Here is a 21,374-nt window from a genome sequence, read left to right on the forward strand (position 1 = left end):
TTCATTACCGTACGATGAATAGTGCGTGTAGGGTCTTCTTCTCCGAATGACAGCCTGCTTGCAAAAGCTTCATCAGGCGGTACACACGCTTGTGATTTACGTGTATTCCGTATTTTCGCTTCAAAAGAATCCGCATTCTTCGGTATCCGTATATCCCTTTCAGCCTGTGGTACTCCAATGAAAGGATCTGTTTGATTTCATGATCTCGACGGCAGGTTTGTCTTTTTAACCACTTGTAATAGCCGCTCCGGGATACTTGAGCGATCTTACACAGCAGTTGAACAGGATACTTGTGCTTAAGTTGGTGAATGATGTTGAACCTCAACGTTTTGGAACATCCCACCCCTCTTGAAGCAACAACTTTTTTAGATACTCATTTTCTGCCCGAAGTCGCAGGTTCTCCTAAACTGTTCGCTTTAGGAGGCCTTCCTCTTTTCTTACCTTCTTTGGCCGGCATTGTCCGTTGATCTTTCAAACCTTCCGGTCCCTTCTCAGCATAGGCTTTTAGCCATCTTCTCACATACGAATGGGATGGCAATCCCAATTCCTTAGCGATGGTTTCCACGCCCTTGTGTTCTTCATGATACATTTTGACTGCTTTCAACTTAAACTCCTGACTGAACGAACCGAACTTTTGCCCCTTTTTGGCCATGGAAAAGCCCCCCTTTTAAGTAGATTTACGCACACTTTTTATTGCGTGTCTACTTTAAGGGAGGCACTTCAGACAGCCGGCTTTTTTTCTCAACCCAACAGCTGCTCTACCTGTGCGATCACATGATCGACGGTGAAGCCGTACTCTTTCATGACCAGGGAACCCGGAGCGGATGCACCGAAACGATCCACCCCGATCACGGCTCCCAGCTCGCCGACGTAGCGGTCCCATCCCATCGGATGTGCCGCTTCGATGGCGACGCGAGCAGAAACTTCTTTTGGCAGAACTGATTGCCGATATGCTTCGGGTTGTTGTTCAAACCGCTCACGGCAAGGCATGCTGACCACACGTACGTGAATCCCTTTTTCAGCCAATTTCTTTTGCGCCTGCACCGCCAAGCTGACTTCGGAACCAGTCGCGATCAGGATCGCTTGCGGACTACCGTTCGCTGCTTCGGACAGTACGTAGGCACCACGCCGCACGCCGTCTTTGGCCAATTCGGCCGTTCCCTCCAATACCGGCAGGCTTTGCCGCGTCAGGATCAACGCCGTCGGGCCATCCTGTTCTTCCATAGCCAACCGCCAGGCTGCCATCGTTTCGTTGGCATCCGCCGGACGGATGACTTTCAACCCCGGAATGAGTCGAAGAGACGGGATTTGTTCGATCGGTTCGTGTGTGGGCCCGTCTTCCCCGACTGCGATGCTGTCGTGAGTAAAGACATAGGTCACCGGGAGCTGCATCAGTGCCGCCAACCGGATGGACGGACGCAGATAGTCGGAGAACACCAGGAATGTGGCACCGTACGGACGGACACCACCGTGCAGGGCCATCCCGTTGAGGGCCGCACCCATGCCGTGCTCCCGCACTCCGAACCACACATTGCGCCCCGTATAGTCTTTGGCGCCGAAAATCCCTTCTTCTTTCATCGTCGTATTGTTGGAAGAAGCCAAGTCAGCCGAGCCACCGTACAGGGTCGGCACGTTTTTGGCAATGGCGTTGATCGCTTCACCTGACGCTTTGCGGGTGGCCATTCCCTTGTCATCCGCAGGGTAGACCGGCAGATCGCGATCCCATCCCTCCGGCAGTCGACCTGCAATGGCCAGATCCAGCTCTGCGGCCAGTTCCGGATATGCCTCGCGGTACGCTTCCATGAGGCGGTTCCACTCTGCTTCCGCCTGTTTGGCTTTTTCTTTCCATTCGGCAAAGTGTTGGCGCACTTCCTCCGGGACAAAGAACGGCTCGTCGGACGGCCAGCCGTATGCCTTCCGCACCAACGCGGCTTCCTCTGCTCCGAGCGGCGCCCCGTGCACTTTGTGCGTACCCGCTTTGTTGGGGCTGCCGTACCCGATGGTGGTTTTCACCTCGATCAAGGTCGGGCGATCCTTGACGGCTTGCGCCTCACGAATGGCTGCACTCAACGCATCCAAATCATCCTCATCTTCCACTTTCAGCACGTGCCAACCGTAGGACTCGAAGCGTTTTTTCACATCTTCGCTGAACGCCAGCGCCAGATCGCCGTCCAGTGAAATGTCATTGGAATCGTACAGAACGATCAACTTGCCCAGTTTCAAATGGCCAGCCAACGAAGCGGCTTCTGCGGCCACACCTTCCATCAGGTCGCCGTCACTGGCGATGACGTAGGTGTAGTGATCCACGACCGGGAAGTTCTCCCGGTTGAATTTGGCCGCTAAATGGCGCTCCGCCATCGCCATCCCCACCGCCATCGAAATTCCTTGACCGAGCGGACCGGTCGTTGCTTCTACACCCGGAGTGTGCCCGTATTCCGGATGACCCGGTGTCCGACTGCCCCATTGGCGGAACCGCTTCAACTCTTCCATGGGTAGATCATAACCGGTCAGATGCAACAAGCTGTACAGCATGGCCGAACCGTGTCCCGCGGACAGAACAAAACGGTCACGGTTGAACCATTTCGGGTTGTCCGGGTTGTGACGCATAAATTTGGTCCACAGTAAGTATGCCATCGGTGCCGCCCCCATCGGCATGCCGGGGTGGCCCGAATTGGCCTGTTCCACCATGTCGATCGACAACACGCGAATGGCGTTGATAGCCATTTTTTCGATCGGGTTGGACGTGGTCATCTCGATTGCTCCTCCTCACGTATCCCACACGTTCTGTGACTGCCCAGATCATTATAACATACTGTGATCGGGTTTACTTGGGCTTGCTTTCCAGCAGAATGGTGACCGGCCCGTCGTTGATCAGCTCCACTTGCATCATAGCGCCGAACACGCCCGTTTCCACCCGTACGCCGTGTTCTCTGAGCAGTTGATTGAACCGGTCGTAAAGGACAGTCGCCTCTTCCGGCCGGGCCGCAGCCATAAAATTGGGCCGACGCCCTTTTCGGCAATCACCGTACAGCGTAAACTGCGAAACCGACAAAATACTCCCTTCCACATCCAACAGGGAGCGATTCATCTTACCTTCTTCATCTTCGAAAATCCGAAGGTGTACCACCTTTTCTGCCAAATATCTCAGGTCATCCTCATCGTCACCGTCGGTGAACCCGACCAGCAGGACCAAGCCGTGGTCGATTTCGCCGACTATGTTTCCCTCCACCTTGACCCTGGCTTCCTTCGCCCGTTGCAATACGATCCTCACAATCACCCTCCTGTTCTACCTACTGCATGATGCGTCGCACACTGTAGATATCCCGGATGCGTTTGACCCGTTCCACCACCGACTGCAAATGGTGAATGTTTCGGATCAGCAATGTCATGTGAATCTTCGCCATGCCGTGGCGATCAGCCTTACCGCTGACAGCAGTCAAATGCGTTTTTGTTTCGGATACGGCCTGCAATACTTCGTGGAGAAATCCCTGCCGATCCAAACCGGAAATCTCGATGTCCACATGATAGGATTGCTCGCCTTCGCCTTCCCATTCCACGCCGATCATGCGTTCCGGTTCGACTGATTGGATGTTGGGGCAGTCCTTGCGATGAACGGACACACCACGTCCCCGGGTGACAAACCCAATGATTTCGTCGCCCGGTACGGGGTTGCAACATCGGGACAGGCGCACCAACAGATTGTCCACGCCCTTGACCCGAACGCCCTGTGCCACTTTTCGGCGCTGGGTCGGCATGTTTTTCACTTCGGGCAGAACGACGGGGGTTGCATCCTCTTCCTGCTTCAAGCCTTCCGTCAGCTTGTTGACGACCTGTGCCGTGGAGATGCCGCCGTAACCGACAGCGGCATACATATCTTCCTCATCCTGAAAGTTAAATTTGGCAGCGGTTTCTTTCAACCTATCGGCCGTCAGTACCTCGCTCGGGTTGAAATCGTGCTTTCTCAGAAGGGCCTCGATCATCTCTTGCCCTTTGGCGACACTTTCCTCCCTGCGCTGCTTTTTGAACCAACTGCGGATCTTGTTGCGGGCATGGGACGACTTAACGATCTTCAACCAGTCCTGGCTGGGACCGTAACTGTGCTTCGACGTGAGAATCTCCACTATATCGCCTGTTTTCAACTTGTGGTCCAGTGGTACGATCTTCCCGTTCACCTTGGCGCCGATGCATTTGTTGCCCACTTCGGTGTGAATGCGGTAGGCAAAATCCAACGGAACCGATCCGGCCGGCAGTTCGATGACATCCCCTTTGGGGGTAAATACGAACACGGAGTCGGAAAACAGATCCATTTTCAGGTTTTCCATGAACTCCCTGGCATCCTTAGCCTCTTGCTGCAGTTCCATGATTTCGCGGAACCACTTCAATTTATCCTCGAAGGAGCCCGGTTGGTAACTTTGCCCTTCTTTGTATGCCCAGTGAGCCGCGATCCCATATTCGGCCGTTTGGTGCATCTCCTTGGTCCGAATCTGAACTTCGATCGGTTCTCCTTTCGGGCCGATCACGGTAGTGTGCAGCGACTGGTACATGTTGGTCTTAGGCATGGCTATATAGTCTTTAAACCGACCAGGCATCGGTTTCCATATGGTGTGAATAATCCCCAACACTGCATAACAATCACGGATGGTGTCAACGATGACACGGACCGCCAGCAAGTCGTAAATCTCGTTAAACTGCTTGTGCTGGGTCACCATTTTTTTGTAGATACTGTAAATGTGCTTGGGACGACCGGAAATCTCTGCTTCGATTCCCGTTTGTTCCAGCCGTTCCCGGATCGTTTTGACCACTTGTTCGATATATTGCTCACGCTCTGCCCGTTTTTTGCGCATCAGATTGACGATCCGGTAATATTGTTGGGGATTGAGATAGCGTAGCGCCGTATCCTCCAACTCCCACTTGATCCGGGAAATACCCAGACGATGAGCCAACGGCGCAAAAATTTCCAATGTCTCGTTGGCGATGCGCCGTTGCTTTTCCTCGGGCAAGTGCTTCAGCGTGCGCATATTGTGCAATCGGTCCGCCAGCTTGATCAGGATCACCCGGAAGTCTTGCGCCATCGCCACGAACATCTTGCGGTGGTTTTCCGCCTGGTGTTCTTCGGTCGATTTATAATTCATCCGGATTTTCAGTTTCGTGACGCCGTCCACCAATTGCGTCACCGTTTCCCCGAACTCTTCTTTCAATGTGTCCAGCGTTACACCCGTATCTTCCACCACATCGTGCAACATGGCAGCCATCAGTGTGATCGCATCCATCTGTAGATCGACCAGGATCTCGGCCACAGCTACCGGGTGGTGGATATACGGCTCGCCCGATTTGCGAAACTGGCCTTCATGCGCTTGTTTCGCAAATTGATATGCTTTCTCCACTTTTTTCAGATCTTCTTCACTGAGATATCGTGCCGCTTTCTCCAAGAGCTGCTCAATCGGCATTGCCAGTTTCACCCGTTCAATATCCGAAGTTTTTCCTTTAATTATCTATTAAGGCAGATGGAAAGTAAAGAGGCAGTGGGAGATTCTCAGAGGATTGACAAAAGCTCGTCAACTTCGCGATGGCGGCTAACCCATGCAGGGTGAGACGCTTCATCCGCTCGTGTCTGCTAAATGGAGGAAAGAACAGGGAAAGACCGTTGGAAAACGACAGCAGCTGTTATAGAAGTGATTGGCAAAAGAAATAGGTCGTCTCCCATCTTTCTAACAACGCTTTCGAAAAAGATGAGAGACGACTTCTGGCATTCCTTGGATCGGTCATTTATTCGTCTTTTCTTTCGAATGCTCCGCCGCACGCCATGTAAACAATTTCGTATTTCTCCTAAGATGAATGAGTACGGCAGAAAAGACGAGCGCCGCAAACAGCAGCATGCCGTATTTCAGGTATTCCTCCGTTCGGTACATGAGAACCGGTGCCACGATAACACCGCCGTACGAAGCGATTTCAAAACTCCACAACAGCCATTTCCACACACGGTACAAATAACTGCGAAAATGAATGTCTCCCGGTCGGAACAGCTCCCGAAACAACAGGACTATCAGGGAGACCATCCACAAAATCATCGCGGTAAGAATAATGCGTCCAAAACCCGCTATCAGTGCCTGAAAAAATTCATGTAGCCATTCCATCATGGCTCTCTCCTTTTTGCCGATCTCATGCATAATAGTATATCATAGTATATCTTTGTTTTAACACAATACCAAGATTTTTCAAAGCAACAGTGCATTGGAACGGGAGTGATAACAGCTTGGGGAAAGCCGTCTCCCACCAGCCGGGAGACGGCTCCAAAATCATTTCCATAGAATCAATGCAACCGCCACTCTTGCAATCGTTTCTCCCATTCATGCTTTTTCTTCTTCAAACTCTCCTTGATCCGTTTTTCCTCTTGCTTCCACAAATCTTTCAAGCCTTCCTTGATTTTTTTGGCTGCCTTTTCCTCAGGTGTTTGCGGTTTGGGCTGGGGTTTGGGGCTGCGATCGATCTTGGGCGGTTTGCTCAGGTGAACGGTGTCCAGACGAAATGCCTGGGCCGGTTGGCCTGCCAACGCACGGGACATCATTTCCCGGAAAATGATTGCCGCACTATCCCCTGCGGCAGTTCGGAGAAAATGTTGCGCATCCGTTTTGTCGTAGCCGAGCCATACCGCCCCCACTAGTTGCGGCGTGTAGCCGACGAACCAGTTGTCCTTGTTCCCATCGTTCATACCCGGCATTTGTGTGGTACCAGTTTTTCCTGCTACTTCCCTTCCTGGAATTCGTGCTTGCTTCCCGGTTCCTTCCAACACAACACCGCGTAACATGTAGGTAATGGACTGCGCCACTTTTTTACTGGTCACCCGTGTCACTTTTTTATACCAGCGCCCCAACTGTTCTCCGTCCGCCGTCTCGATTTTGCGAATGGTATGGGCTTCCACCATCAGACCGTTGTTGGGGAAAACGGAGTAGGCCTGCGCCATTCTAAGCGGCGAAGTCCCTTCCCTCAAACCGCCCAACGCCAGACCCAACTGACGGTCCTCCTTGGTAATTGGGATTTCAAACCGTTCCAGCGCACCGATTCCTTTGTCGATACCGATTTGTTGCAGCAGCCAAACTGCCGGAACATTGGCGGAATCGATCACGGCCTCATACATCGTCAAACGGCCGAGATAATGTCCATCGTGGTTTTGCGGGCGGTAACCACCGAAATCCATCGGTTCGTCTTTGAGAACCGATCCGATCTGCCAACCCTGTTCCAGCGCCGGGGTGTACACCGCCAACGGTTTGAGCGCCGAGCCCGGCTGACGTTTCAACTGTGTCGCGTGGTTGAATCCGCGGAAAACGTGTTCTCCGCGGCCACCAACCAATGCCCGGATACCCCCTGTGGACGGGTCCAACAGAACGGCGCCGCTCTGGATCAGCTGATCCGCCTTGCTTTGCGGGAACAGACTGTCGTCGTTGTACACAGTTTCCGCCACCCGTTGCATACGGGGGTCCAGTTCCGTGTAAATGCGCAATCCTCCGTGTAGTACCTCGTTGGCCGTCAGCCCATATTTGCTGATGGCTTCCTGAATAATGGCATCTACGTACCATGGGTACTTTCCGTTGTACGGATCCCGCTTTTTCCGCTCCAGCACGATGTCTTGGTTTTCCGCCTGTTTCATCTGCTGTTCAGTGATATAGCCCTGATCTTTCATCAATCGCAAAACGACATTCCGACGCTCCATCGCCTGATTGAAATGCTTGTAGGGAGACAGGGCGGAAGGCGCTTTGATCATCCCCGCCAGCATCGCCGATTCACCCAGCGTCAGCTGGCTGACGTCCTTGCCAAAATAGGTGCGTGCAGCCTGTTTGATCCCCCAGGCCCCTTCACCGAAATAGATTCGATTGAGATACATCTCGAGGATTTGATTTTTGGAATAAGTGCGTTCGATTTTCTTGGCATACAAAAACTCTTTCAATTTCCTCTCCAACGTGCGATCCTGTGTCAAGAATTCATTCTTGGCCAGTTGCTGGGTCAAAGTACTGCCGCCCTGAACCGTCTTCCCGGACAGCAAATTGACCCATAATGCCCGCAGAGTGCCAATGTAATCAACGCCCCCGTGTTCGTAAAACCGACGATCCTCTGTAGCAATCACCGCATGGATCAAGTAAGGGGGGATCTGCCGGAATTTCACCCCTTCCCGGTTTGACATCATGATTTTGCTGGCCACCCGCCCATATCGGTCATAAATGATGGTCGGCTGATCCACCGGCTTGGCTAAGGAGTCGACATCAGTCATCGCGATCGCGATATTGATGCCGATCAAAAAGATGACAACGAAACCGGCCAATCCCCACGTCAGCCGACGAACCCATGGTTTGGCCCACTGACGGGATACCCATCTTCGGACAAGTGTGATCGTTTGGATCTTCATCTCCTCTCCTCCACTCCCAGGGTGTTGCGGTTCCATGTCCGGTAAATTCCTTGTGTCGGACGGCCGCAACACCCTTTTTCACATACTCCTTCATCCATAACGCGATTTTCGTGGTTTTGGTTTTTCCCGTTCATACTTCCATGAAACGGATGCGCTCTCCAGTTTCCGCAGCTGGGCAGATCTCCCGAAAATCGCACGCGGCGCAACGCGCACCGGGACGGGGTTCAAACCGGTCGGGATCATCTTCGTTCAACAACCATTCGGCTGCCTTGTGCAATTGTTCCTCCGTTTCCCGGATCGATTCGGGCGTCACCTTCACTGTCACTTCACGGTTGGCACGGAGAAACACCAGTACCGCCTGTCGGGGCAGCACACCCCACTGGCTATGGGCAGCCCACGCATAAAGCCGCAATTGCGGCTCGTACTCCCGGGCCAGCACATCCCAACCATGATCGGTCACCCGGTTGGTTTTATAGTCGACCAACTCCCATTCGCCGTTTTCGTGCTGAATCAGACGATCGATAATCCCTTCCACTTCCAATCCGGCGACGCGTTGAACAAAAGGTACTTCCTTCCAATCCTCCCGCTTGGGTTGGAGATGGAAACGGCTGTCCAGATAAGTTTGCAACAGCGGGCGAACTTCGTCCCACAATGCGGGAATGTCTGCCCGGTACCCATTGTACTCGACCACTGCGGACCGAAATACCTCCACCAACTCATCTGCCCGGAAGACATCGTCGGGGCAGCACTCGATCACGCGGTGGACCACACTGCCGATCAATGTGGCAGCCAACGGTACGGGTGAGACTTCCTCATCCGTCTCCATGGTATTCCGCTCAGTTTCCACCTCGGTGGGGACGTTAATCCACCGTTTGTAGAGATATTTACGCGGACAATTGAACAGCGTCATCAAATCGGTCACACTGATACCCAAACCGTCACGCTCTGTCAACCGGCGCGGCTCAATCAGTGCCCATGGTGAGTTGTCCGTCTCACCATTCTCACCACTTTTCCGTTCAAACCAAGTACGGGATGTCAACAGCACGGAGTCCAACTCGGCATGAGCCGACGGCAGAGCAGCCGCCTCCCCGGCTTTCACCCGGCGGACGCGAATCCACGTTTCCCCGTCGGGAAATGTCCATTTGCCCGTTTCTTCATCGATGTTCTCCCACCCCAGCACACCGTCCAGCCATTGGCTCCACGAATCGACGGAAAGGAGAGGCTCTCCTTTTTTGGCTTGCTTGTGTTCTTCCGGCTGCCCACTAAGCACGAGCCGTTGCTTGGCACGGGTGACAGCCACGTAAAACAGGCGAACCGATTCCTCGATTTCCAATCTCTCTTCCCGCTCCTGGAGCTGACGCCAGCGGTAGGTTTCCTGTTTAACCCCATGCGGGGTACGCAGACGGACCGCCAAGCCCACTTCCGCATCCGCCAACAGCTCCGGTGTCGGGCGGTTGCGACGCCAAGAGAGATCCGGTATGAAGACAACAGGAAACTCCAAGCCTTTAGCCTGGTGGATGGTCATCAGTTTCACGCTGTCGCCGTCGTCGGATTCCACCGACGCTTCCGTTTCCGGGACAGGTTCTTCGCGAAGCCGATCCATCATCCGCAAAAAAGAGGTCAAAGAAAATGCCGCTGCATCGCGCCGGGTGCCAGCCAATCGGATCAGCTTGTCCAAATTGGCGTTAGCCTGTTTGCCGGACGGCGTTCCCCACACCACCAGCCGGTAATCGCTCTCGTCCAATAGAAACCGGATCAGCTCCGACACCGAAACACGTCCGATGCGCAAACGGGCTTGTTCCAACAGTGCTGCAAAACGGGACAATTTCATCCGCTCCGATTCGGCGAGGCCGTCCACTTCCGGCCAAGACGCCGGTGACATCGACCAGGCCCCCGCTTGAACACACAGAAAGATGGTTTCGTCCGAAACCGCACAAAACGGGGATCGCAACACACCCACCAATGACAGGACATCGTCCGGATCGTGCAAAAACCTGAGGAAATGAAGCACATCCAGCACTTCCTGCCTGTCGTAAAACCCGCGTCCTTTCACTACATAAAACGGTACCCCCACTTCTGCCAACGCCCGTTCATAACATTTGACATGGGTCATGGCTCGAAACAAGATAGCGATCTGACCGGGACGCGTCCCCTCTTCGATCATCTCCCCGATGCGTTGGGCCAACCACCGAGCTTCCCGGGCATGCCGATCCTCGCGTTCCCCCTCTTCAGCTTGGGGAATGACCAAACACTCCACGCAGGGCGGATTGGTATCTGAGCTGCCGCGTGCGGTTGCCGGTTCGTACATACTGCCGGTATCGGGATGATCAGGCATCAGCCGGGTGAACAAGGCATTGACAAACGACACGACATCAGGATGGGAGCGGAAATTATTCCGCATCGAAACGGCTTTCCCGCCCTCGGACAACAGTTCCGTTTTCGTTTTTCCGAACACGGATACATCGGCGCCACGAAACCGGTAGATCGACTGCTGGGGATCACCGACGACGAACCGTTTGCCCGGGATCGTCCGTCCGTCGGGTTCCCGGCAAAGCAAATCGATCAGCCGCTTCTGCAATTCGTTGGTATCCTGAAATTCGTCCACCATCAGATACCGAATCCGCCGACTCACTTCCAAACGCACATGTGGATGGTCTTCCAACAGCCGACAGGCACGCAATTGCAATTCGTCGAAATCTAACCCGCCCAGTCTTTGTTTCGCCGATTCGTACGCTTCGTGCAGAAAGGAAACCGCCCACAGGACGGCGTCGATCAACCGTCGCTCTTCCGGGAGCGACAGCCATCCGTCCACGACTTCATTTAGTCGCTGGAGGTGCTGCTTCATCCGGTCCCGCGGCAGAAGGATCTCCTCTTTTCGCCCCCAGTTCCCGCTCAACAACGCTTCCAACTGTGTAAGCACATCCCGCTTCTCCATCCGGGAACCAGCTGCAAGCCAACGCCGTTCCAGTTCCGGCCATTCCATCTGGAACGCTTGGACGCGTTTTCCGCCCGTGATTTCCATCAGCGCGCGACCGGCAGACAACAACGAGAGCGACATCTCCCGTTCTTCTTCTGCTAACCGATCCGTCAGTTTCTCTAGGTCTCGGTACGTCCGCTCGGCCAACTCCCCAGGCCCCCAGCCCATCCCCGTCATCTGCCGGTACAACGCGGTCAATTCACGGGCGGCACGGGTGATTCCCACTCCGGTCACCCATGTCTCCCACGCCCGTTTCACTTCCTCACTCAATTCGGTTGTTTGCGGTACAGCGGAAACTGCCCGTTCAGAGGCATTCGCCAGACACCATGCCACTTCCGTCTCATCCATCACGGTAAAATCGGGATCCACATCGGCCTCGATCGGATATTCCCGCAGCAAACGGGCACAAAATGCGTGAATCGTCATCACGCGGGCGCGTTCCATTTCCGACAGAAGGCGATACCACCACGCTTCTTCAGCGGTGTTATTTTTCCGAGCAGCTTCCAGCCGCTCCGTCACTCCCAGACGAATACGCTCTTTCATCTCCGCGGCAGCTTTTTCCGTGAAGGTGATGGCAACGATATGATCCAAGATATCGGGATCATCCGAATGGGTGGACAAGATGCGCAGGTACCGCTCCACCAGTACGCGCGTTTTACCTGATCCCGCACCGGCAGAAACGATACAGTCCACATCCAGTGTGTTGATGGCTTCCCATTGATCCGGCGTGAACGAGTGGGTCATTCCTCTCCTTCCCCTTTCTCTGCCAGTGACAACGTGACATCCCAACGGCAAATCGTCCGGTGAGGGCAATGCGAAGGGCACTCCCACGTCGGCTCAACCGCAAAATCCCCCTTTTCGGCTCGACGAAGCTGACGGCTGAGCCGTTGCCCGATCGCTTCCATCGTGTTCGTCCATTCCTCCTCATCCAGCAATCCCTTCACCCGCGTATGGATGCCCGTACGTTCCGTCGCTTCCTTCCGCCACAATCCTTGGTTTCGGTTATTGGTGGGCGGTTTGCCGTTCTGCCGTGTGCCTGGCGTGTAATAAGCAGCTCCCACGGCCTTAGCGGGGTCCAGACCCAACACTTGCTGGACCACCCAGAGAAACAAAGGCAATTGCAAATGCGCTCCTTCCCTGATCCGCTTGGGATCGACCACCGCACCCGATTTGTAGTCATACACGGCATAATAACCTTCTCCATCCACATCAACTCGGTCCACTTTTCCACGCACCCGGATCGTCACATCTCCCGGCAGGTGAATCCGTACCGGATGTGGGGTCGATTGTGGATCCATTTCACCACGGTGGATCAGGTTAGGATCGGTCATGCCGAAAGACAACTCCAGATGAACCGGACGCATGCCGGAGCCGTCCACCCCGCGCCAATGCCATTCATGTGACAAAACGGCGGACAGTTGTTGTTTGATCCGCTCCTTTTCCACCTCCAAACGGAAAGGATCGCGGGCCAATGCTGCGGCCTCGGTCAACAACTGTTCGAACAACGCGTCCACCAGCACATCCAACCGCTCCATCGCCTTTTCCCATGTATCCGGAGAAAGGCGTACTTCCTCCCATCCGCGCCAGAAGTGGCTCAATACCCGATGCCAAACATGTCCCCGATCCAGCGCCGCCCACTCCCGTCGTGCGGGCTCAGGCTCCCGTGCCTGCAACAGGTGGTCGGCAAAATAGTGGAACGGGCACTGCATCAGCTGATTCAACTCCGCGGGACTCCAGACGCGATCCTGCAAGGAAAAACCGTGTTTCTTCCACAGTGACGGGCGCAACTGACCGGCAAACGCAGCGGCATTTCCAGAGAGACGCACACGTTCTACCCGCAACCGCTCCAACCAATGCCAAGTACGTTCCGGTTGCCTGCGCGCTTCGTTTTTCAGCAAGGTGATCGCTTGCTTTCGTTCTGTCACAGGATCGGCTGTTCCGTTTTGGGACAACAGCGAGACCGCTCGAGCCAATCCTTCTTTCCTAGAAAAACACGCCTCGAATCGGTCGGGGAGCATATGGGATACATCCCGCCGCTGGTGGATCACATCCGTCTCTGTCCACACCGCCAACAGTTCTTGCAAAAATGGGGACGGCAAGCGCGACGATCCGGATTCATCCGCATGCGGATAGGAAAAAACCAAGTGTGACTCGGCAGACGAAGCGCATAGGAAAAACGGCAATAATTGCCGATGCCGCAGCTGATCAGAGGTCATCAAGCGCAATTCTTCTTGGCGGAGACGTACACGCTCCTCATCCGGCAACAGCCAGTCATCGTGGATGGGGCGTGGCCACTCCCCTTCCGCACATCCCAGCACCCATACTGCCCGGTATCGGTCCCAGCGGATCTGGTTGGGCTCCAAAATGCGAAGCCCACCACGACGTCCCGGCTTTTTGCGCACCCGTTTCCGCATCGCCGCCCGTTCCAGCATGCCGGCCAACGTGCGCAATTCTAATGCTTCCCCGGCAAATCCAGACGGGTCGACGTGTTTCCATTCCTGAACGATTTCCCTGATCAAGGCGAATGCCTGCATCTCTTCCGCCAGAAACGGCAACATCCGCGGGTCTTTCGCCAACGTGCGATACCGGGACGGCTGTTCCAGCTCAGCCACCCATGATTCCAACCACGCCAACCAATCCCGCCACAAAGCGTTCAACGGGATGCTTTCCACCCAGCGATACAACGCCAACAAGCCCGACCATACCGCTGGTTCCGTCTCGTTTCCGTCGTCGGGGATGATCTCTGCTCGACCCATACATGATTCCAATTCCGCCAAGCTCTGTGGCGCATTCCACCGTTCGTAAGCCTTCAACCACAACCGTCGATCGGCCTCACTTCCCCATGGCACAAACGGGCTCTGCATCAGGGCGATGCGCTCCTCTTCCCGTCCCATACGAACGGCCATCGCGGTCAAGATCGTCTCCATCACCGGATGATGGCGAAGCGGTACCGTCCACGGCGATGCGACGGGCAGTCCCGCCTCCGACAACGCTCGTACGAGCGGGGACAAGTATGTATCCAGGTCCGGTACGATCAAAACCACATCCGATAACGAGCCGTTTTCCTCCGACAACCATCGTTTGACACTGCCCGCCACCATCCGGGTCTCCTGCTCCACACCGGGGGCGGACAACACTTCCACCGCTCCATCCGCCGCTTGTCGTTCCGGACGGACGGCAAACGCTGTGCGGACCATATGTTCCAATGCAGTAACTCGACGCTCCTCGGTCGGTTCAACCGAAACCCGTCTTACGGAAAAGCCGCGTTGCCGCAAGCGTTCCATGGTTTGTTCCGTCTCTTTGAACAAACGGGGACGCGTCTCGTCCCAAACCAAATGCAACTCAACTGGGACACCAGAGGTGACCAGCTGGATCAGCAACTGCTCCTGCAGAGGAGACAGATCGTGAAAATGTTCAGCAACCACATACTCCGGCAATCGTGCCTGTCCCTGTCGTAATGCTTGTAATGCTTGGTAGTACGCCTCCTCGTGGTCGAACGCTCCGCTGTCTGACAGCAACTGTTGATAGGCCCGATAGATTCGCGCCAATTCACGTTCTTTGGGACCGCGATCGTGCCAAAGCGCTATCAGTCGTTCGGGCAGTACGCCAGACCGCTTGATTTCTCCGATCCAAGTCTCCATCTTTTTAATCCAACCCGGACGCGATTTCCACCCGCGAAAGTATGTATATGGTTCTTCCCGATCAGCGGTGCTGACAGCCTGTTGCACCAGACATTCCTGCTCAATGGCGGAAAGTAGACGCTTGCGCCGGTCCTGCAACAACTCGCGAACAAATTGGTCAAATGTGCCGAAATGCACGTCCCGTTGATCCCGTAGGAAAGGCAGGTAGCGACGGTGAAGTTCCCTGGCCATGCGCGTGCCGGGAACCAGATAATCCACCCGTTTGCAACCGGAAAATCGGGTGGGGTCATCCCAGCCCATCCCCCATCCCGCCGAGTCTACGGGATGCAGAACAATCGTTCCCGTCATCTCGATCCCTCTTCCGTTTTCGATGGTGAAATTTTTCTACATAACGCCGGTCCAACGGTGAAACGATGAAAAAAGCAGATTCTTTTCTGCATTATACCAATCCGCAAACGGAAAACCCACTGCCTAAGGAGGCATGTTCGTGAAACAGCCGAAAAAATCAACACGCCCGACTGAATTGCAGGATGGTCAGATGGCTGCGTATCCAGCAGAAAATGACCCCCACACCCACGTCACCGCCGCGATCCAGGAGATGTGGGGAATGAATCCGCATTTGTCCGAAGCAACACAGTGGGGGACGGAGACGGAAGCACCAGAAACATCTCCGGAAAAATAAATACCCAGGGTCCCCGGTCGAGAAACGATGCCCGCGCCGGGGCCCATTTTCTGTTTCAATAGGATTTTTTTACATAATCGAAACATGATCCGTTCGTCGCACGAGAGGACAGCAGGTTTGCTATGTACCGCAAAATCACTTACACTCTAGATGAGAGCTGGTGCTGAACGCGGTTGCCGGACACCCCGGAGGTGATCCACGTTGAACCACATCGCGCGTTTTTTACAAACATTGCCCCTGTTTCACGGCATCAATACTGAAGCGTTGGAAACGGTGAGTCACACACTGATCGAACGAAAGGTCAAACGGGGGACAGTCGTGTGTTTGCGGGGGGAAAGAATCGACAAGGTCTTTATCGTCTATCGGGGGAAAATCAAAATATACCGAACAGACCCGGAAGGGAGCAAGATGTTCATCTCCTATTGTCACAGCGGAGATTTCTTCCCGCACTTTGGCTTTTTTCGGGAGGCTTGTTTTCATGCCGACGCCCAAGCGGTCGAGGACTCTCACCTCTTGGTCATGCCCAAAGAAGACATGGAACAATTGCTTCGTACTCATCCCGAGCTCACTATTCGGTTAATTCAAACCATGGGACAGCAAATCAGCGATTTGGAACAGCAACTGAACGAGTCCATCGTTCATGACGCATACGAGCGCGTGATCTTTTTACTCCTCCGTCTGGCCCGTACCGTGGGCGAGCCTCATCAACAGGGTATTTGCCTGAAGGAGCGGTACACCAACCGGGAACTCGCGCAGATGATCGGTGCCACACGCGAAACGGTCAGCCGTGTGATGAACCGCCTGAAACGAGAGGGACATGTCCATCTGCAAGAGGGACATCTCGTGGTTCACGTTCACCGATTAAAGGAGCTAGTCGATTGCCCGCACACACAAATCGGTTAAACAGAAAAAATCATATGGTGTGATTTATTTCACATCTATCAAATCCCCTATTTGTTACAGTTAAGACATCCTGTGTGTCTTATTCGACTTTTTTCCCGCCTCCGATCCATGATTGGACTCATAGATCATTTGTCTTTGTTTTTGAAATGGAGGGAAACAGAAGTGGCAACCCTGTACGAGAAGCTGGGTGGAGAAAAAGCCATTGCAGCCGTTGTGAACGAGTTCTACGATCGGATGATCAAAGATGAAGAAGTCAGCCATTATTTTCGATACACAGACATGGAAAAACTCCGTAAGCACCAGATCTCTTACTTCATGAGCTACGCGCTGGGCGGTCCCCATAAATACGAAGGTGCTACCCTGCGCGAATCCCACAAGGGGATGAACATCACGCATGAGCACTACGAAATAGCGATTAAGCATTTGAACGGTGCCTTGCGCAAATACAACGTGCCGTTGGAAGACCGCGTCAAAGTGGAAGCATTTCTTCGCAGCGTCAAACCGCACATCATTCATAAGTAATCCGACACAGCACTCATTTCTTCCGGTTAACCTCGTTCCCAATCAACAGCCGGCAAACGGACGAATCCGTTTGTCGGCTTTTCACTTCTCAGGGTGAAGGTAGGATCGAACCGGAACATCTTTCCATTCGCGGATTGCGTCTTCCAACCGAATGCGAATCCATTTGCGTTTGACCATGTTCATCGCCATCTCAATCGGGAAATAACCGACATTGACCGTTTCGGAACTCAGTTGCAACGTGCCGCCTACCGGCTTACACAAAAAGACGAGACTAACCACATGAGTATCGTTTCGACCGATGGTTTTGTACACCCCGATCAAACGAATCACTTTGACCTCGATCCCGGTTTCTTCCCGGATCTCTCTAATCACTGCCGTATCCAGCGCTTCATCCAACTCCACCACGCCACCCGGTGGCTCCCAATGATGGTTGTCGGCACGTTGAATGAGCAGTACTCCTTTGGTATCGTCCCACACAATTCCGGCCGCTGCGACATGATGTTTGGGTAACATCCGTGGTGCCTCCTTTTGCTTTTTTCCCCGTCACCAGACCACGGAATGATGATGCCTGTTCTACATTGCTCTATTGATTGAGACTGCTGACAAAAGTAGTCTACCATCGCGATTTCGGGTGAGTTGTTTTCCCTCTCTCCTCTTTCTGCAGCCAAAGGTCGCTTATGGGAAATCGGAGCCCGCGGACTTTGTCAATGACCTAATTGATTTTGCAGGACCTCTTGATTGATGTATAAGGAACAAAAATCCGCTCTTATCGTCAGAAAAAACATGTTGAGATGAATTAAGTGGGATGCATTCAAACGGAAGTTCAATGAGAAAGATCTTTTCATTTTGACACCCTACAATATCAATATGATTGATTTCATAGCGTTGTATGTGCACGAGTACTGTCATTGACGAGATGCAGCTTTCGACCATCCTCTCCACCGTCACCAACTACTCTCATTTATCCCAACGATTCCAGTAAACCTGGATAGCTCACCATCGTCTCCTTCCTTCCCGTCGTGCGAATTGACGGTATTCCGAGTCCTTCTCCGATTTCTTTTCTTTCACCCTTTCGGCGGATGGGGGTATGAAACCTTTCCTCTTTTTCCAAACTAAGGGCGAATCGACCACTGAAGGAGGCGCTTGTGATGAAGGTTACCCGCCTTGCGGGTTGGGGTTTGTTGGCAGCGATTCTTTTGTGGTTACCGTCGGCTCCGCACGCGTTTATGTCGCCGATGGTACCCAAAGTGGCGTATGTGAAAGCCTATCGTGTCCACAATCAACAGCTTGTTCCGGTCCCTGTCACCCGAATCACTCATCATGAACTGGAACGTGTGTTGAACGGTATCGAACAAATGGCCGGACTCAGTTCCTACCAACTTCCGTCGCGTTACCTGCTGTTCCGATTCCCGTCGCCGGTTGTATTGCCGCGTTCTCCCATCGGCTACCCCATCAAAGAGGTGATCGTCACGCAACCTTCCTCAACGTGGGATGCCCCGCGACTGCTGGTCCGCAACACACAACGCCAATGGGTGGAGTACCGCACTTCCCGACCGCTTACCCATTTGATCCACCAGTTGCAGCGTCCGGACAGCTAGGGAATCGCAAAAAACCGTCTCCCCTCGCGATACCTGCGTCTCTCTTCCTCGCTGCTCAAACGATGTTGCTCAAAGATTGGTTGGCGGAAAAGGTTATCCTCTTTATTTCCCGTCGTGCGCGAAGCTAAAAACGGAAAATCGGAACTCACGGATTTTCACCCAATCCTGCCTCCATCAGAGGCAGGATTATATATTGCAAAGGTACCAAATGCCATTGAAAAACACCGATCCCCTTTGATTCTCCCCCTCTCGAACACTTGACGTGAAACCAATTGGTTTCATATAATCAATGCGAAACCTAATGGTTTCATATCAAATGGATTGGGGGCTCTCAAAATGCAGGGAAATAACAGAGGTAGACTTCCAGCAATCCGTCACACAGCCGTATTTCAGGCACCTATTCAAAAAGTATGGGAAGCTGTCTCCACGTCAGAAGGCATCGCAGCATGGTTAATGCCCAATGATTTCCAGCCAAAAGTAGGGTATGAATTCACATTGCAGACCCCTTTCGGACCCACACCATGCAAAGTGATGGAGATCGATCCTCCACACCGACTTTCCTTTGCTTGGGGTGAGTTCGGTTGGCGCGTTTCGTTTGAATTGAAGGAGCTGGAAGGCAAAACACAATTTACCCTGACTCATTCGGGTTGGGGAGAACCTGATGAAACCATCCCGGAATCGGGATTAAATCATTCGGAAGCACACAACAGAATGGATCATGGTTGGAAGTCGATCGTGACCGAAAAACTCCGCGAGGTGGTAGAGGCATAAGATGGGTGCTGCCTTACCGAAGCATGACGTATTTCAAGCGATTGCCGATCCTACCCGCCGTCAGCTTTTAAAGTTGCTTGCCGATCAAGAGATGCATGTCACCGGGATCAGCGAGCACTTCCCGATGAGCCGAACGGCTGTCTCTAAACATCTGCGCATTTTGTCGGATGCAGGACTTGTGAAGCAGCGAAAAGTCGGGCGGGAGACGCGATACAGTCTCCAACCGGAGCCACTACTCGAATTGAAGCATTGGCTTTCCTATTTCGAGCGGTTTTGGGAAAACAAGATGGCTGCACTGAAACACTACGTAGAATCCGAGGAATCAGACAGCGAATAGTCGGAAAAAGACAGCCACCCATGTTGACTTTCTGGGGTGGCCTTTTTCCCGTGAGCATTCTTTCAGCTGAAGCGAAGGAAAAAGACCCACCTGGATCATTGGGCCACTTTCAGTCGTTTTTCAGCTGGTGATCAGGGATTCGTCCCTTGGGTCCCATCGCCGGACGATCAGACTGACATTATGTCCCCCGAAACCGAATGAATTGCTCATGACCACCTGCACATCCCGTTTTCGGGCCGTATGTGGGACGTAATCCAAATCCAACCCTTCCTCTGGCGTGTCACAATTGATAGTGGGTGGAATGACGCCATGTCGAATCGTTTCTACTGATGCGATCAGTTCCACCGACCCCGCCGCACCCAACAGATGTCCGATCATCGATTTGATCGAGCTGATCGGAATTCGGTACGCCGCCTCCCCAAACACCCGCTTGATAGCCATCGTTTCCACCGCATCATTGGCGCGGGTGCTCGTTCCGTGTGCATTGATGTAGTCCACTTGTTCCGGCGACAAACCCGCATCAGTCAATGCCCGGTCCATCGCTTCGGCAGCAACGGCGCCATCGGGAGAGGGGGCTGTGATGTGATGTGCATCCGTCGTCGCACCGTATCCAATCAATTCGGCAAGAATCGGGACACCTCTTTGCACAGCATGCTCCAGCGATTCCAGCACCACCACCCCCGCTCCCTCTCCAGCGACAAATCCGTCCCTGTTCCGATCAAAGGGACGACAAGCCTTTTGCGGTTCCCCGTTTCGCCTGGACAATGCGCGGATCCGGGAAAAGGCAGCCAACCCGAGCGGTGTGATCGGCGCCTCTGTACCGCCGGCAATCATCACATCCGCTTCTCCATATTGGATCATCCGCATCGCTTCACCGATGCAACTACTTCCCGTCGCGCAAGCCGTCACCACAGCCGCAGAAGGCCCTTTGGCCCCCAGTGCGATCGCGATTTCACCCGACGCCATATTGGCCAGCATAGCGGGTGCCAAATACGGGGACAACTTTTGGGAGCCGTTTTGCAACACCTTTTGGTATTCCTCCTGAATGCGATCCAACCCGCCGCTTCCGGTTCCCACCATCACCCCGACGCGCACCGGATCGACCCGATCCATCACCAGTTGTGCATGCCGAACCGCTTCACGAGCAGCCACCAGCCCATACTGGGCAAAACGGCTCATCCGGCGCGCCACCTTGGCCTCAAAATGATCGAGCGGATCGTAATCCGGGATCTCCGCCGCGATCGTCGTCGGAAATCCGGTTGGATCAAAGCGCGAAATAGACCGCACACCGCTCCGCCCTTCCTGCAATCCCTCCCAAAAGCTGGTTACATCTTGGCCGATCGGGGTCAATGCTCCCATCCCAGTGATGACGACGCGCTTTTTCATGCCGCTCCCCCCTGAATCCGGTGATGTCTCCATGTTATTATGATTGGGAAATGATGGTTTTATACTGAGGAGAGCGGCTTTGACAAGGAATCCCCCCTCCCCGTTTTATCCCAAGCGCTTCACAATCGCTTACTGATCCCAACCACCCCAGACTGATGG

The 21,374-nt window shown here is 53.7% G+C and carries 17 protein-coding genes; 6 read left to right on the forward strand and 11 right to left on the reverse strand.

What is annotated here, in order from left to right; all coding sequences use genetic code 11:
• Positions 1 to 4: 4 nt before the first annotated feature.
• The 9 genes from NWF35_RS16820 to NWF35_RS05620 all read right to left on the reverse strand — a co-directional run bounded on the left by NWF35_RS16820 (position 5) and on the right by NWF35_RS05620 (position 15,364).
• A complete protein-coding gene (locus NWF35_RS16820) occupies positions 5 to 343 on the reverse strand; it encodes an IS3 family transposase (RefSeq protein ID WP_363321563.1) in 339 nt (112 codons plus the stop codon).
• 30 nt (positions 344 to 373) lie between these two features.
• Positions 374 to 652 (reverse strand): helix-turn-helix domain-containing protein, encoded by a 279-nt coding sequence (locus NWF35_RS05585; RefSeq protein WP_301238103.1) that lies wholly within the window; start codon positions 650 to 652, stop codon positions 374 to 376.
• An 89-nt stretch (positions 653 to 741) separates the two neighbouring features.
• Positions 742 to 2,751: a transketolase gene (gene tkt, locus NWF35_RS05590; protein WP_301238104.1), complete on the reverse strand. Its 2,010-nt coding sequence runs from the start codon at positions 2,749 to 2,751 to the stop codon at positions 742 to 744.
• 73 nt (positions 2,752 to 2,824) lie between these two features.
• Positions 2,825 to 3,271 carry a D-aminoacyl-tRNA deacylase gene (gene dtd / locus NWF35_RS05595; protein WP_301238105.1) on the reverse strand — a complete coding sequence of 149 codons (447 nt, stop codon included), beginning with the start codon at positions 3,269 to 3,271 and terminating at the stop codon, positions 2,825 to 2,827.
• Between the two features lie 19 nt (positions 3,272 to 3,290).
• Positions 3,291 to 5,447, reverse strand: a complete 2,157-nt coding sequence (locus NWF35_RS05600; RefSeq protein ID WP_301238106.1) for a RelA/SpoT family protein — start codon at positions 5,445 to 5,447, stop codon at positions 3,291 to 3,293.
• A gap of 315 nt (positions 5,448 to 5,762) precedes the next feature.
• The gene (locus NWF35_RS05605; RefSeq protein ID WP_301238107.1) at positions 5,763 to 6,134 is read right to left on the reverse strand and encodes a hypothetical protein; all 372 of its coding nucleotides are present in this window, start codon (positions 6,132 to 6,134) and stop codon (positions 5,763 to 5,765) included.
• 176 nt (positions 6,135 to 6,310) lie between these two features.
• Positions 6,311 to 8,398 (reverse strand): transglycosylase domain-containing protein, encoded by a 2,088-nt coding sequence (locus NWF35_RS05610; RefSeq protein WP_301238108.1) that lies wholly within the window; start codon positions 8,396 to 8,398, stop codon positions 6,311 to 6,313.
• A gap of 130 nt (positions 8,399 to 8,528) precedes the next feature.
• Positions 8,529 to 12,119, reverse strand: coding sequence for a UvrD-helicase domain-containing protein (locus tag NWF35_RS05615; protein WP_301238109.1), 3,591 nt, complete (start codon positions 12,117 to 12,119; stop codon positions 8,529 to 8,531).
• A complete protein-coding gene (locus NWF35_RS05620) occupies positions 12,116 to 15,364 on the reverse strand; it encodes a PD-(D/E)XK nuclease family protein (protein ID WP_301238110.1) in 3,249 nt (1,082 codons plus the stop codon). Before NWF35_RS05620 ends, NWF35_RS05615 begins: the two co-directional genes overlap by 4 nt.
• A gap of 139 nt (positions 15,365 to 15,503) precedes the next feature.
• Here NWF35_RS05620 and NWF35_RS05625 point away from each other — a divergent pair, with 139 nt between their 5' ends.
• The 3 genes from NWF35_RS05625 to NWF35_RS05635 all read left to right on the forward strand — a co-directional run bounded on the left by NWF35_RS05625 (position 15,504) and on the right by NWF35_RS05635 (position 17,123).
• Positions 15,504 to 15,698 (forward strand): hypothetical protein, encoded by a 195-nt coding sequence (locus NWF35_RS05625; protein ID WP_301238111.1) that lies wholly within the window; start codon positions 15,504 to 15,506, stop codon positions 15,696 to 15,698.
• 201 nt (positions 15,699 to 15,899) lie between these two features.
• Positions 15,900 to 16,601, forward strand: coding sequence for a Crp/Fnr family transcriptional regulator (locus NWF35_RS05630; RefSeq protein WP_301238112.1), 702 nt, complete (start codon positions 15,900 to 15,902; stop codon positions 16,599 to 16,601).
• Positions 16,602 to 16,763: 162 nt separating this feature from the next.
• A complete protein-coding gene (locus NWF35_RS05635; protein ID WP_301238113.1) occupies positions 16,764 to 17,123 on the forward strand; it encodes a group I truncated hemoglobin in 360 nt (119 codons plus the stop codon).
• Positions 17,124 to 17,204: 81 nt separating this feature from the next.
• Here the strand turns inward: NWF35_RS05635 and NWF35_RS05640 are convergent, their stop codons facing one another.
• The gene (locus NWF35_RS05640; RefSeq protein ID WP_301238114.1) at positions 17,205 to 17,636 is read right to left on the reverse strand and encodes an NUDIX hydrolase; all 432 of its coding nucleotides are present in this window, start codon (positions 17,634 to 17,636) and stop codon (positions 17,205 to 17,207) included.
• Positions 17,637 to 18,271: 635 nt separating this feature from the next.
• Between NWF35_RS05640 and NWF35_RS05645 the strand changes: the two genes are divergently transcribed.
• The 3 genes from NWF35_RS05645 (at position 18,272) to NWF35_RS05655 (ending at position 19,829) form a co-directional block, all read left to right on the forward strand.
• Positions 18,272 to 18,721 (forward strand): hypothetical protein, encoded by a 450-nt coding sequence (locus tag NWF35_RS05645; RefSeq protein ID WP_301238115.1) that lies wholly within the window; start codon positions 18,272 to 18,274, stop codon positions 18,719 to 18,721.
• A 336-nt stretch (positions 18,722 to 19,057) separates the two neighbouring features.
• Positions 19,058 to 19,492, forward strand: a complete 435-nt coding sequence (locus NWF35_RS05650) for an SRPBCC family protein (protein WP_301238116.1) — start codon at positions 19,058 to 19,060, stop codon at positions 19,490 to 19,492.
• Between the two features lies 1 nt (position 19,493).
• Complete coding sequence (locus NWF35_RS05655) at positions 19,494 to 19,829, forward strand: ArsR/SmtB family transcription factor (protein WP_301238117.1); 336 nt, start codon at positions 19,494 to 19,496, stop codon at positions 19,827 to 19,829.
• A gap of 120 nt (positions 19,830 to 19,949) precedes the next feature.
• Here NWF35_RS05655 and fabF read toward each other — a convergent pair whose 3' ends face one another.
• On the reverse strand, positions 19,950 to 21,215 hold the full coding sequence (gene fabF, locus NWF35_RS05660) for a beta-ketoacyl-ACP synthase II (RefSeq protein ID WP_301238118.1): 1,266 nt from the start codon (positions 21,213 to 21,215) through the stop codon (positions 19,950 to 19,952).
• Positions 21,216 to 21,374: the final 159 nt, after the last annotated feature.

The sequence above is a fragment of the Polycladomyces subterraneus genome (genome assembly GCF_030433435.1).
In the GTDB taxonomy this organism is placed as follows: Bacteria; Bacillota; Bacilli; order Thermoactinomycetales; family JIR-001; genus Polycladomyces; species Polycladomyces subterraneus.